The organism is Kitasatospora sp. CM 4170, from assembly GCF_032110285.1.
Classification (GTDB): domain Bacteria; phylum Actinomycetota; class Actinomycetes; order Streptomycetales; family Streptomycetaceae; genus Kitasatospora; species Kitasatospora aburaviensis.
In genome coordinates this window covers 5,035,662-5,048,119 of the sequence record NZ_CP134877.1, presented here as the reverse complement: position 1 = coordinate 5,048,119, position 12,458 = coordinate 5,035,662, and the positions used below count along the sequence as shown (strand labels likewise).

At 73.9% G+C, this 12,458-nt stretch carries 15 protein-coding genes; 5 read left to right on the top strand and 10 right to left on the bottom strand.

All coding sequences use genetic code 11. The features are described 5' to 3' along the window. The first annotated feature begins 36 nt into the window (after nucleotides 1-36). Complete coding sequence (locus RMN57_RS21555) at nucleotides 37-822, top strand: alpha/beta hydrolase (protein ID WP_313764986.1); 786 nt, start codon at nucleotides 37-39, stop codon at nucleotides 820-822. A 61-nt stretch (nucleotides 823-883) separates the two neighbouring features. Here the strand turns inward: RMN57_RS21555 and RMN57_RS21550 are convergent, their stop codons facing one another. Then, nucleotides 884-1,531, bottom strand: coding sequence for a class I SAM-dependent methyltransferase (locus tag RMN57_RS21550; RefSeq protein WP_313764985.1), 648 nt, complete (start codon nucleotides 1,529-1,531; stop codon nucleotides 884-886). Nucleotides 1,532-1,681: 150 nt separating this feature from the next. Between RMN57_RS21550 and RMN57_RS21545 the strand changes: the two genes are divergently transcribed. After that, nucleotides 1,682-2,293 carry a dihydrofolate reductase family protein gene (locus tag RMN57_RS21545; RefSeq protein ID WP_313764984.1) on the top strand — a complete coding sequence of 204 codons (612 nt, stop codon included), beginning with the start codon at nucleotides 1,682-1,684 and terminating at the stop codon, nucleotides 2,291-2,293. 213 nt (nucleotides 2,294-2,506) lie between these two features. Here RMN57_RS21545 and RMN57_RS21540 read toward each other — a convergent pair whose 3' ends face one another. Further along, nucleotides 2,507-2,713, bottom strand: a complete 207-nt coding sequence (locus RMN57_RS21540) for a hypothetical protein (RefSeq protein WP_313764983.1) — start codon at nucleotides 2,711-2,713, stop codon at nucleotides 2,507-2,509. Nucleotides 2,714-2,745: 32 nt separating this feature from the next. Next, complete coding sequence (locus tag RMN57_RS21535; RefSeq protein ID WP_313764982.1) at nucleotides 2,746-3,114, bottom strand: hypothetical protein; 369 nt, start codon at nucleotides 3,112-3,114, stop codon at nucleotides 2,746-2,748. A 116-nt stretch (nucleotides 3,115-3,230) separates the two neighbouring features. Between RMN57_RS21535 and RMN57_RS21530 the strand changes: the two genes are divergently transcribed. Next, entirely contained in the window at nucleotides 3,231-4,106 is an 876-nt protein-coding gene (locus tag RMN57_RS21530) for a helix-turn-helix transcriptional regulator (protein ID WP_313764981.1), read from the top strand. A 34-nt stretch (nucleotides 4,107-4,140) separates the two neighbouring features. Then, the gene (locus tag RMN57_RS21525) at nucleotides 4,141-4,263 is read left to right on the top strand and encodes a DUF397 domain-containing protein (protein WP_313764980.1); all 123 of its coding nucleotides are present in this window, start codon (nucleotides 4,141-4,143) and stop codon (nucleotides 4,261-4,263) included. Nucleotides 4,264-4,269: 6 nt separating this feature from the next. On the opposite strand, the gene RMN57_RS21520 is transcribed toward RMN57_RS21525, so the two are convergent. The 4 genes from RMN57_RS21520 to RMN57_RS21505 all read right to left on the bottom strand — a co-directional run bounded on the left by RMN57_RS21520 (nucleotide 4,270) and on the right by RMN57_RS21505 (nucleotide 7,813). Further along, on the bottom strand, nucleotides 4,270-5,058 hold the full coding sequence (locus tag RMN57_RS21520) for an alpha/beta hydrolase (RefSeq protein WP_313764979.1): 789 nt from the start codon (nucleotides 5,056-5,058) through the stop codon (nucleotides 4,270-4,272). After that, nucleotides 5,055-6,293 (bottom strand): DUF6596 domain-containing protein, encoded by a 1,239-nt coding sequence (locus RMN57_RS21515; RefSeq protein ID WP_313767904.1) that lies wholly within the window; start codon nucleotides 6,291-6,293, stop codon nucleotides 5,055-5,057. Before RMN57_RS21515 ends, RMN57_RS21520 begins: the two co-directional genes overlap by 4 nt. 5 nt (nucleotides 6,294-6,298) lie before the next feature. Then, a complete protein-coding gene (locus RMN57_RS21510) occupies nucleotides 6,299-6,661 on the bottom strand; it encodes a YciI family protein (RefSeq protein ID WP_313764978.1) in 363 nt (120 codons plus the stop codon). 255 nt (nucleotides 6,662-6,916) lie between these two features. Next, the gene (locus tag RMN57_RS21505) at nucleotides 6,917-7,813 is read right to left on the bottom strand and encodes a sigma-70 family RNA polymerase sigma factor (RefSeq protein ID WP_313764977.1); all 897 of its coding nucleotides are present in this window, start codon (nucleotides 7,811-7,813) and stop codon (nucleotides 6,917-6,919) included. A 296-nt stretch (nucleotides 7,814-8,109) separates the two neighbouring features. Here RMN57_RS21505 and RMN57_RS21500 point away from each other — a divergent pair, with 296 nt between their 5' ends. Continuing rightward, entirely contained in the window at nucleotides 8,110-9,600 is a 1,491-nt protein-coding gene (locus RMN57_RS21500; RefSeq protein ID WP_313764976.1) for a PLP-dependent aminotransferase family protein, read from the top strand. 37 nt (nucleotides 9,601-9,637) lie between these two features. Here RMN57_RS21500 and RMN57_RS21495 read toward each other — a convergent pair whose 3' ends face one another. The 3 genes from RMN57_RS21495 to RMN57_RS21485 all read right to left on the bottom strand — a co-directional run bounded on the left by RMN57_RS21495 (nucleotide 9,638) and on the right by RMN57_RS21485 (nucleotide 12,396). Beyond that, complete coding sequence (locus RMN57_RS21495) at nucleotides 9,638-9,841, bottom strand: DUF6126 family protein (protein WP_313764975.1); 204 nt, start codon at nucleotides 9,839-9,841, stop codon at nucleotides 9,638-9,640. A gap of 33 nt (nucleotides 9,842-9,874) precedes the next feature. Continuing rightward, complete coding sequence (locus tag RMN57_RS21490; protein WP_313764974.1) at nucleotides 9,875-10,555, bottom strand: XRE family transcriptional regulator; 681 nt, start codon at nucleotides 10,553-10,555, stop codon at nucleotides 9,875-9,877. Nucleotides 10,556-10,683: 128 nt separating this feature from the next. Further along, nucleotides 10,684-12,396, bottom strand: coding sequence for a pyruvate dehydrogenase (locus RMN57_RS21485; RefSeq protein ID WP_380235303.1), 1,713 nt, complete (start codon nucleotides 12,394-12,396; stop codon nucleotides 10,684-10,686). Nucleotides 12,397-12,458 lie beyond the last annotated feature (62 nt).

The window sequence follows — 12,458 nt, the reverse complement described above, 5'->3', positions numbered from 1 at the left end:
TGGCGGGTGTCGATGGCGCCCGCCCAGACTGGAGCCATGGAAACCATGGTGCCCGTCCGCGGTGGTGAGGTCTGGGCCGAGGACTCGGGCGGCGACGGACTGCCGCTGGTCCTGATCCACCCGGGCGTCGGCGACTCGACGATCTGGGACCCGGTGCTCGCGGCGCTCGACGGACGGCACCGGGTGGTCCGCTACGACGCCCGCGGCTACGGACGCTCGCCCGCCCCCGCCGTCGCGTACACCCCGGCCGAAGACCTCGCCGCGGTGCTCGACCACTTCGGGCTCGACCGGGTGGTGCTGGTCGGCAACAGCATGGGCGGGGCCGCCTCGGTCAACCTGACCCTCGACGCCCCGGAGCGGGTGGCCGGGCTGGCGCTGATCGTCCCCACCATCACCGGGTACGACGGGTTCGACGAGTCCGACCTCTTCCGGGAGGTGGGGCGGCTGGCCGAGGCCGGCGACATGGAGGGCATCGTCCGGCTCGGGCTCGGGCTGTGGGGACTGGCGGGCGGCGGCACCCCCGAGGCCGATCCGGTCGCAGCCGCGCAGTTCAGGGCCGTCCTGCCCGCGTGGTTCGGCAACATCGGGTACCAGGAGACCGATCCGCCCGCCTTCGACCGGCTCGGCGAGATCGCCGTGCCTGCCCTGCTGGCACTGGGCGAGCTGGACCGGCCGGGGATCGTGCGGCTGAACGAGGAGGTCGCGGCCCGGATCCCGGACTGCCGCCTGGCCCGGCTGGCCCGGTCCGACCACTACCCGACGCTGCGCGAGCCGGAGGCCGTCGCGCGGCTGATCGAGGAGCTGTACGCCGAGGCGCGCTGAGCACGCGGACGGTCGCTGCCCAGGAAGTCGGCCCGTCCGACTTCCTGCGCAGGGGTGAGGGTCAGACGGCCCGGGCGAGCAGGCAGACGTAGGAGCGGCCGGGGCGGCCCTCGGCCGGCTGCTCCACCCGTGCGGTCACGGCGAACCCGGCCCCGGCCAGCAGTTCGGCCTGCCGGTCGGCAGGAATGAGGTACGACTCGTAGGTCACCGGGTGGCCGTAGCCCTGCGTGGGCCTCAGGTGGGCGGCCTCGCCCGCGTGGCCGCCCAGCAGCAGGCGGCCACCGGGAGCGAGGGAGCGGCGGAACTCCGCAAAGACGAGGGGGAGTTGCCCCGGCGGCGTGTGGTGGGTCGAGTACCAGGCCAGCAGACCGCCGAGCCCGGCGTCGCGGAGCGGCAGGCCGGTCATCGAGCCGACCGCGTAGTCGACCGCGGGGTGGGCCCGGCGGGCCAGCTCGATCATCCGCGCCGACAGGTCGATGCCGAAGGCGGTCACGCCCAGGCCGGCGAGGTACGCCGTCACCCGGCCCGGCCCGCAGCCCACGTCCGCGACCGAGCCGAGGCCGTCCGCCCGCACCAGCTCGGCGAAGGCGGCGAGCATCCCGCGGGACACCGGGTCCATGGCGTCCGGCGTGACCACGCGCCGGACGTAGTCCTCGGCGACGGTGTCGTACGACGCGCGGACGGCGGCCAGGTACGCGGGCTCGGTCATGGCGCCGAGCGTAGGGCCTCCATGTGCACGATTCCGGGCCTGTGCTGACTTTCTCTCAGCACACCCTTGCAACCACTACATGTGAAGTACTATAAATGGAGTGGTTCGAACGACGGACCGAGATCCAGCACCACGACACCAAGGACACGTATGCGCAAGCTCAGCTACTTCATCGGCAGCACCATCGACGGCTTCATCGCCACGCCCGACGGCGGCTTCGAGTTCTTCTTCCCGTACGTCACGGGCGAGTACGCCTCCTACCTGACCGCCGAGTACGCGGACACCGTCTTCACCCCGGCACGGGTCGCCGCGGGCATCGACGACGCGCCCAACAAGCACTACGACACCGTGGTGATGGGCCGCAACACCTACGAGCCGGGGCTGGCCGTCGGCGTGACCAGCCCGTACGCCCACCTGCGGCAGATCGTCTTCTCCAACTCCATCGCCGAGAGCCTGGACCCGGCCGTCGAGGTCACCGCCGAGGACCCGCTGTCGGTGGTCCGCCGCCTCAAGCAGGAGGACGGGCTCGACATCTGGCTCTGCGGCGGCGGTTCGCTGGCCGGGCAGCTCCTGCCCGAGATCGACGAACTGATCGTCAAGCTCTACCCGATCGTGGCCGGCTCCGGCATCCCGCTGTTCTCGGCCGGCTTCGCGGCTCGCAACTTCGAGCTCGCCGAGAGCCGGACCTTCGACCAGGGCAGCGTGCTCCTCACGTACCGGAAGCCCGCGACGGCGGCGGACGCCGAGCCGGAGCAGGCGTAGCCGACGGCGCCGAGCGACCGGCCCGGCGCTGAACGGCGGCGCCCAGCAACAGGTTCACGAGGACGGTGCCGGTGCAGAGCACCGTGACGAAGAGGAAGCCGGCGGCACGCGGGGCGGCGTGCCGGATCGGACAGACGGCGAGCGCCGCGAGGGCGGCGCCGGCCGCCACGGAGGCGGCCGAGGCGGCGAGGAGCAGGGCACGGGTCGGGCGGCTCACGACAGCGGCCGGGCCTGGGCGGATTGCGGCGGCGGCGCGGTGACGTGCTCGGGTCGGACGGTCCACTCGACGCCACCCCCGACGGGGCGGAGGTAGACGCGGCCACCGATGGTGTCCATGTAGACGCCGGTGCGGCGGGTCCGGCGGTCATGGAGGAGTTCGCCGGGGGTGTGGGGCGCGCGGGGGTTCACGGGATGGTTCACGGGATGGTCCTTCGGAGGGCTGCAGGGCGGGGTCAGCGGTGTCCGTCGAGGCGGATCGTCACCAACCTCCGGGTCGCGACCACCACTTCGGCGGCGAGCGGGGCGCCGTCGGCGGCGTTGAGGGTGACGGCCTGGCCGGCCCTGGGGTACCAGGCCACCTGAGGCGGCTCGCGACGGGCGCGGACGCCGTCGCGGATGACGTCGGTCAGTTTGGTGACGACGGAGACGGGGGCGGAACCGAGGTCGATGAGGATCACCCCGGTGACGGAGGCGCAGTTCCAGTCGATGCCGGTGGAGGGGAGTTCGGTGCCGGCGGTGGCGAGGGCGACCTTGAAGTCGTCCAGCACGGAAGCGGCCTCGCGGCGGTCGTCGGCGGTGATTCTGCGGAGGATGGAGGACATTGGCGGTCGACCCCTTCGGTCAGTTCCGGAATTCCGCCTCCAAGGATCACGCCTCGCATATACGGTGTGAAGTCGAACGATCACAGCGAGTTGCATGTAGGAGATCGGGGTCCGCTATGCCCAATCCCAGGAACCTCCCCAGCGGCAAGACACCTCGCGAGTACTACGGCTCGGAGCTGCGCAGACTGCGCGAGGCCGCATGCCCCCGGATGTCCCAGGAGAAGCTGGGTCAGTTGACGTTCGTATCCGGGGGCTACATCGGGCAGTTGGAGCAGGCAGTACGGGTGCCGCAGCTCGACCTGTCGATCCGGATCGACAAGGCACTTGCTACAGGCGGAGTGCTGGAGCGGCTGCACGAGCTGCTGGAATTCTCGCGGTTCCCGGACTTCTTCAAGCATGCGGCGGAACACGAGGCCCAGGCACTGACCATCAGCGAGTTTGGCGCGCTCATCGTTCCTGGACTGCTCCAAACGCCCGAGTACGCAAGGGCATTGTTCCTGAGCGGGCAACCACTTCTCACTGATGCCGAACTCAACGAGTTCGTGGCGACGCGGATGGAGCGCAGCAGTCGTCTCGTGGTCGATCCGGGCGGGCCCGAGCTCTGGTACATCCTGGATGAAGCTGTCATCCGTCGTGTCATCGGCAGCCGCCTGATCATGGCGGAACAGCTTCGCCACATCGCAGGCCTGATCACTCGACGCCGCACAATCGTCCAGGTCGCAACCTTCGAAGCCGGAGGGCATGCCCTTATCGACGGTTTCCTGTCTCTGATGACATTCGCGGATGCGCCGCCGCTCGCGTATCTGGAAGGCCCTCACGCAGGCCAGCTTGTTGACGAGATGCGGGTGGTCGAGAGATGTCGGCGGTCCTACGATCTAGTGCGGGCCGCTGCGTTGTCGCCGGAGGCGTCCCTGGCCCTGATTCTGTCGGCGGCAGAGGAGCATGAGAGTGCGCAAGCTCTATCAAACGCCCGCAAGTTGGCGAAAGAGTAGCTACAGCAACACTGACGGCGGCTCCTGCGTCGAGGTGGACGACGCCTCCCCCGGGCGGGTCCGGGACTCCAAGGACCCGGACGGCCCCGCCCTCGCCTTCACCCCTGCCGCCTGGCAGTCCTTCGTCACCGCCGTCCGCGCGGGCGACTTCGACTGATCCTTCCTACCGGACGAACTCGCCGATCAGCCGCGCCAGTTCCTCCGGCTGCTCCAGGTGCAGGTCGTGGCCGGTGCCGGGCACGCTGACCGCCACCGTTTCCGGTCGCGTGCCCAGCATCCGGTCGAACTGCTCCGCGTCGATGATCCCGGACTGCCCGACCACGGCCAGGACCGGACACCCGACGCGCTCCCACTCCTCCCACCACGACCGGTGGGAGTTCTCCGTCAGGCTCTCGACCATCACCCTGCTGTCGAACCGCGGCCACCAGCCGCCGTCGCGTTCCTCCAGCCCCGCCGCCCAGCCCTCCCCCACCGCGCCGCCGCCGAAGAACCCCACGGCCGCCTCGAACGACGGGAACGGCACCGGCCAGGAGTCGAACCAGCCGGCGATCCCCGCCTGGGTCTCCTGGTCCGAACCCGCCGGCCCCGCCTCGACCACGACCAACCCGCCCACCGCCTCGGGGTGCGCCGCAGCGGTGAGCATCGCAGCATGCCCGCCGTAGGACTGGCCGACCAGGACCGGACGCTCCAGCCCGAGCTGCTCGACCACCGCCAGCACGTCCGCCACGTACGCGGCCCGCGAGACGTCCTGCGGACGCCGCTCGCTGGCGCCACTGCCGCGCTGGTCCACGGCCACCACCCGGAACCGGCCGCCCAGGGCCGCCACCACGGCGTCCCACTCCCCCGCGTGCCCCGCCAGCCCGTGCAGCAGCACGACGGCTGTTCCCTGCCCTCCCGAGTCGCGACAGGCCAGCCGGACCCCGTCCCTCTCGACGTACCCCACCGCGGTCATACCGCCCCCTCCAACCGTCGTGCGCGTTCCGTCAGATGGCGCCGCTCGGGCGCGCTCGTCGTGCGGCGGGCCGCCTCCCGGTAGGCCTCCACCGCACCGGCCCGCTCGCCGAGCAGCTCCAGCAGGTGGGCCCGGGTCGCGGGCAGCCGGTGGCTCCGGGCCAGGCCCTTCTCCCCCTCCAGCGTGCCCAGCAGCTCCAGCCCGGCCGCCGGGCCGTGCACCATGGCCACCGCGACCGCGCGGTTGAGCGTGACCACCGGGTTCGGCCCGAACCGCTCCAGCAGCTCGTACAGGGCGAGGATCTGCGGCCAGTCCGTGGCCTCCGCCGACTCCGCCTCGTCGTGCACCGCCGCGACGGCGGCCTGCAGTTGGTACGGGCCGGCCTGCCCGCGCGGCAGGAACCGCTCCAGCAGCGCCACGCCCTCCGCGACCAGCCGCCCGTCCCAGCGGCCGCGGTCCTGCTCGGCTAGCGGCACCAGCTCCCCGCCGGCGCCGGTGCGGGCCGGCCGCCGGGCCTCGGTGAGCAGCATCAGGGCGAGCAGGCCCGCCGTCTCGGCGTCCTCGGGCACCAGCCCGTGCAGCAGCCGGGTGAGCCGGATCGCCTCGACGGCCAGCGCGGGCGCGGTCAGCTCGGCACCGTCGCTGGCGGTGTAGCCCTCGTTGAAGACCAGGTAGAGCACCTGCCGGACGTCCGCCAGGCGCTCGGCGTGCTGCGCGCCCTCGGGCACGGCCAGGCCGACGCCCTTCACGGTCTGCTTGGCGCGGCTGATCCGCTGGGCCGTCGTCGCCTCGGGCACCAGGAAGGCGGCGGCGATCTGCGCCGTGGTCAGGCCGCCGACCGCGCGCAGGGTCAGTGCGATCCGGCTGGGCGCGGAGAGCGCCGGGTGACAGCAGAGGAAGAGCAGTGCCAGCGAGTCGTCCCGGTCGCTCTCCGGCGTGCCGTCCGCGGCGTGGCCGATCAGCGCGGACTGCGGGGTGGCCAGGGCGAGGGCGTCCTCGCGGCGGCGCCGGGCGGTCTCGCTGCGCACCTGGTCGACCAGGCGGCGGGAGGCGACGGTGAGCAGCCAGCCGCGCGGGTTCTCCGGCGTCCCGGCCTCGGGCCACTGCCGGGCTGCCGCGATCAGCGCCTCCTGCACGGCGTCCTCGCACGCGTCGAAGGCGCCGTAGCGGCGGACGAGCGCGCCGAGGACCTGCGGCGCCAGCTCGCGCAGCAGGTCCTCGGCCGGGTGGGGCAGGGCGGTCACACGTCCGCCGCGGCGTCGTGCAGGACCGGCCAGAGTTCGACCGGCTCGACGTCGGCGAACGGCATGTCGGCGGCGATCTCCTGGGCCCGCTCCAGGCTCTCGCAGTCCAGCAGGTAGAAGCTGGCGAGGTACTCCTTGGTCTCCAGGTACGGGCCGTCGGTGACCACCGGGAGGCCTTCCCGGCGGCGCACCAGCTGGGCGGCGGCCGCGTCGGCCAGGCCGTAGGCGCCGATCAGCTCGCCGCTCTCGCGGTACTTCTTGTTGAACGCGTCCTGCTTGGCGATCGCCTCGGGCCAGGCCTCGGCCGGGAACGCGTCCCACTTGGCCTGGTTGCCGTAGATCATCGCGACGTACTTCATCTCGGGTGTCCTCCCGTCGTACGCGCCCCTCCGGCGCGCTCCCACCCTCCAGTCGGAGCGGGTCCGGGGTCCTCGACATCGTCCGGCGACATTTCCCGGATCTTTTTCGCGGGCCCGTGGAACGGCCCGGAAGGCGCTCCCCGGCGACATGATCAACATATCGGGACGGACCAGCCGCTGTCAGCGGTGACGCCCGAACCCGCCGCCCGAACCCGCGAAGGGCCGGACGGCGGGGCGACCGTGACGACGGACCGGTCAGTCGTCCAGGTCCAGGCCCGCGAGCAGCCCGGCCAGGCGCTCCGGGTCGGTGAGGATGTCCAGGGCGGTGATCCGGCCGCCCCGGACGGTGAAGGCCATCAGCGACAGCGGCTCGCCGTCCGCGAACGAGAGCACCGCGGGCCCGCCGTTGACCAGCACGTGGCGGGCCCTCGCCGCGAACCGGGCGAAGGTGATCGCCTGCGAGGCGACCTCGGCCGCGCCGCGGCGCAGCAGGCTCGGCCGCAGGGCGCCGCCGTCGGAGCGCGCCACCACGTCGGGGTCGAGTACGGAGAGCAGGGCGTCGAACTCGCCGCCGCGCGCGGCGGCGAGGAAGGCGTCCACGACCTGGCGCTGACGGGCCAGGTCGGTGTCGGGGGCCGGGGCGGCGTCCTGGACCCGGCGGCGGGCGCGGCTGGCGAGCTGCCGGGTGGAGGCGGAGGTGCGGCCGAGGACCGGGGCGATCTCGTCGAAGGGCACGTCGAACATGTCGTGCAGGACGAAGGCGAGCCGTTCCGCCGGGGAGAGCGTCTCCAGGACGATCATCAGCGCGATGCCGACCGAGTCGGCGACGAGGATCTCCTGCTCGGGGTCGAGCGCCTGGGCGCGGCCGACCACCGGGTCGGGCATTCGGACCCGGTCCTCCTGCTCCGGCATCGCGTCCTCCCGGCGGGCGGTGCGCGAGCGCAGCATGTCCAGGCAGATCCGGCCGACCACGGTGGTCAGCCAGGCACCGAGGTTCCGCACCTCGGTCACGTCGCTGCGGTGCAGTTTGAACCAGGCCTCCTGGACGGCGTCCTCGGCCTCGGCCAGTGAGCCGAGCATCCGGTAGGCGACCGCCCGCAGCTGGGGGCGCTCCTCCTCGAAGCGCCGGGCCAGCAGTTCTTCCCCGCTCATCTGTCACATCCTCGCGTCCGGATCCGTCGGTCCACTGACGGACGCTAACCGACGGGACGGGGCCGCGCCGCGGCATCCGCCCTGACCTGCGGAAGCCCGGAGGCGGCTCGCACCGCCGGCAGCGGGCGCCCCGGACTGTCCTCCGGGAGCGCTGCCGTGACGATCCGTCATGCCTATCGGCGCGGCGGTGGAGTCCGGTGCGCCGCGACCGCTCCGGGTGGTGCGATCCCGGTCCGGCGGCGGATGGGGCGATAATCCCCCGTACCGATCCGTCCACGCCCGCAGGGAACGGCCCCATGACCAGCTCCCGGACCTCCCGAGCCGCCTCCCGGAGCCCCCGTGCCGTCGCCGGAGCCGCCGGGGCGGCCTCCTGGACCGCTTTCGGCGGCGACCTGCACCTCGACCTCACCGGACGGCGGGCGGCCGGCGCCGGGGTCCGGACCGCCCTGGAGGACGCGCTGCGGGAGGCGGTCCAGGACGGCCGGCTGGCGCCCGGCACCCGGCTGCCGTCCTCCCGGGCGCTCGGCGAGGACCTCGGGATCGCCCGGAACACGGTGGTGGAGGCGTACGGGCAGCTCACCGCCGAGGGCTGGCTCAGCTCCCGGCAGGGCTCGGGCACCACGGTCGCCGAGCGGGCCACCCCCCGCCCGGCCCGGCGGGCCGCCCACCCGCCGCCGGACCGCCGCACCGCCCGGTACGACCTGGCGCCGGGGCGGCCGGACGTCTCGCTCTTCCCGCGGACCGCCTGGCTGTCCGCCGCCCGGCGGGCGCTGGCCACCGCCCCGCACGAGGCCTTCGACTACGGCAGCCCGCTCGGGCGGATCGAGCTGCGGCAGGCGCTCACCGACTACCTGGCCCGGGTCCGCGGCGTCCGGACCGACCCCGACCACCTGCTGGTCTGCGCCGGGTTCACCCAGGGGCTCGGCCTGCTCTGCGCCGCCCTGCGCGGCCGGCGGGCCCGCTCGCTGGCCGTGGAGGAGTACGGGCTGCCGCCGCAGCACGAGGTGGTCCGGGCCGCCGGGCTGACCACGGCGCCGCTGCCGCTGGACTGCTCCGGGGCGCGCACCGAGCTGCTGGCCGGGCGGCGGGACGCAGCGGTCCTGCTCACCCCCGCCCACCAGTTCCCGACCGGCGCCGCGCTCTCCGCCGAGCGCCGGGCCGCCGCCGTGGCCTGGGCCCGCGCGCACGACGGGTACGTGATCGAGGACGACTACGACGGCGAGTTCCGCTACGACCGGCAGCCGCTCGGCGCGATGCAGGCGCTCGACCCGGAGCGGGTGGTGTACGCGGGCACGGCCGCCAAGAGCCTCGCCCCCGGCCTGCGGCTCGGCTGGCTCGCGCTGCCGGACGCGCTGGTGGAGCCGGTGGCCCGGCTCAAGCAGCGGGCGGACGGGATGTCCCCGGTGATCGACCAGCTCACCCTCGCGGAGCTGATCACCTCCGGCACCTACGACCGCCACGTGCGGCGCTCCCGGCTGCACTACCGGCGCCGCCGCGACCACCTGGTCGCGGCGCTGGCCGAGCGGGCCCCGCGCGTCCGGGTGACCGGGATCGCCGCCGGCCTGCACGCCGTCCTGCAACTGCCGCCCGGCGCACCGTCGGAGGCCGAGCTGCTGGCCCGGGCCGAGGCCGCCGGCCTGGTGTTCGGCGTGCTCGGCTGGCACCTGGCCGCGCCCCCGCCGGGCCCGGACGCCGCGCCCGCCCTGGTGGTCGGCTACGCGACGCCGCCCGACCGTCTCTTCCCCGCCGCCGTGGACGCGCTCTGCGAGCTGCTGCGCGGGGTGTGAGGGCCGGGCGCGCCGGGCCGGTCCGACCGGACGGGCCCTACTTGTTCCGGTTGCCCAGCTCGAAGAGCAGCAGGATGAAGCCGGCGAAGGCGTGCGTCGCGACCGTGTAGATCACCAGCCGGATGCCGACGCGGCGGTTGGCCCACTTGCCGGCGTCGACGGTCTTCGCGACCGGCGCGGCGGGGGCCGTCGCGGGGGAGGCCGCGGCCGTGGCGGCGGTGGCGGTGGTGGGATCAGCCATGGGAGATCTCCTCCGGGAGGTCTGACGGGTGGGTCAGTGGGGAGCGGCAGGGCCGCCGCCGAGGCAGAGTTCGCCGCCGGGGCTCTGCAGCAGGGTGTGGACGAAGAGCAGCTCGACCCCGCCGGACGACTCCGCGGCGATGCAGTGCGGGGTGAGCGAGTCGAAGTGTGCGGAGTCGCCCTCGTCGAGCTGGTGGACGCGGTCGCCGAGGGTCAGCTTCAGCCGGCCCTGGAGGACGTAGAGCCACTCCTCGCCCGGGTGGACCCGCACGACGGCGTCCTGGACGCCCAGCGGGACGTGCACGCGCAGCGCCTGCATCGCCCGGCCGGGCGCACCGGCCCGCCGGTAGCCCCAGCCGCCCGCGCGGCCGGGCTCGATCGCGCCGCCGCGCACCACCGGGTCCGGCTCGACCATGGCCTCGCCGAGGAGGCCGGAGACGGACGTGCCGTAGGCGCGGGCGAGGCCCAGCAGGACGGGCAGCGAAGGCTGTCGGCGGCCGGTCTCCAGCCGGGACAGATAGGCTGGGGAGAGGCCGACCCGGGCGGCGGCGACCTCCAGGGTGAGGCGGCTGCCGAGCCGGTGCTCGCGCAGTCGCGCGGCGAGGCCGGCGACCTCCTGGTCGTCGAGCTGGTCACCGGCGGAACCGGTGGAGCCGGCGGAACCGGTGGAGCCGGCGGAACCGGCGGTGGCGGGGCCGGATGGGCTGGTGCTCATGTGACCAGTGGACACCCGGCGTGCCGCACGGGCAAGAAATTTGCCTCAGAGGCAAACCGCCGTAACCTCGCGCCGACCGGCCGTGCAGCAGGGCGCCGGATCCCTGCCCGCGGCGGCGCCCGACCGGGCTACGGCCGGGGGATGTTCCGCAGGTTGCTGCGGGCCAGGTCGATCATGCGCCCCACCCCGCCGGAGAGCACCGTCCGCCCGGCCGCCAGCGCGAAACCCTTCAGCTGGGCCGCGGTGATGTGCGGCGGGACGGCGAGCGCGTTGGGGTCGGTGACCACGTCCACCAGCGCCGGGCCCGGCCGCTCCAGGGCCTCCGCCAGCACCTCCCGCACCCGCACCGGCTCGGTGACCCGCTTGGCCGGGATGCCCATCGCCCGGGCGATCCCCGCGTAGTCCACGTCCCCGTTGTCGGTCTCCGCCTCGGGGTAGCCGGAGACCAGCATCTCCAGCTTGATCATGCCGAGCGCGCCGTTGTTGAACACCACCGTCTTCACCGGCAGCCGGTGCCGGGCCACGGTGAGCAGCTCGCCGAGCAGCATCGAGAGCCCGCCGTCGCCGGCCATCGCGACCACCTGCCGCCCAGGGCAGGCCAGCTGGGCGCCGATCGCGTGCGGCAGGGCGTTGGCCATCGAGCCGTGCAGGAACGAACCGATCACCCGGCGGCGGCCGTTGGGCTGCAGGTAGCGGGCGGCCCAGACGTTGTTCATGCCGGTGTCCACGGTGAACACCGCGTCGTCCGCGGCGACCTCGTCCAGCACCGAGGCCACGTACTCCGGGTGGATCGGCAGGTGCTTGTCGATGTCCCGGGTGTAGACGCCGACCACGTCCTCCAGGGCCCGGCAGTGCTTGCGCAGCATCTCGTCCAGGAAGGCCCGGTCGGCCTTCGGCTCCAGCAGCGGCAGGACGGCGCGCAGGGTGGCCGAGACGTCGCCGTGGACGGCCAGCTCCAGCGGCGTGCGGCGGCCGAGCCGGGTGGCGTCGTGGTCCACCTGGATCGTCCGGGCCCGCGGGAGGAAGGAGTCGTAGGGGAAGTCGGTGCCGAGCAGCAGCACCAGGTCGGCCGTGTGCAGCGCCTCGTGGCAGGCGCCGTAGCCGAGCAGCCCGCTCATGCCGACGTCGTACGGGTTGTCGAACTGGATCCACTCCTTGCCGCGCAGGGAGTGCCCGACCGGCGCGCTCAGTACCCGGGCGGCCTCCATCACCTCGCCGTGCGCCCCGCGCACGCCCGCACCGCAGAACAGCGCGACCGTGCGGGCCTCGTTGAGCGCCCGGGCCAGCGCCTGCACCTGGGACCAGGGCGGCGCGGCCACCGCCTGCTCGGTGAGGAAGTGGCTGCCGCCCGTCGGCCCGGCGGCCGGCAGCGCGGCGACGTCGCCGGGGAAGGCCAGGACGGAGACCCCGGGGGCGCCCAGCGCGTGCTGGACCGCGATCCGCAGCAGGCGCGGCAGCTGCGCCGGCGTGGAGACCGTCTCGCACCAGCTGCTGCAGTCGGTGAACACCCGCTCGGGGTGGGTCTCCTGGAAGAAGCCGGTGCCGATCTGGCCGGACGGGATGTGCGAGGCGAGCGCCAGCACCGGCAGGCCGCTGCGCTGGGCGTCGTAGAGGCCCTGGATCAGGTGGGTGTTGCCGGGGCCGCAGGAGCCGGCGCAGACCGCCAGGCTCCCGCTCAGCTCGGCCTCGGCGGCGGCCGCGAAGGCGCCGGCCTCCTCGTTGCGGACGGGCACCCAGCCGATGCCCTCGGCCCGGCGGACGGCGTCCACCACCGGGTTGAGGCTGTCGCCGACCACCCCGTAGACGCGTTCCACCCCGGCCTGCCGGAGCACCTCCACCATCTGCTCGGCCACGCTCACCACGGGGGCTCTCCTCTCGCCGGTCGGTCGTCGCCCCTTGGCCC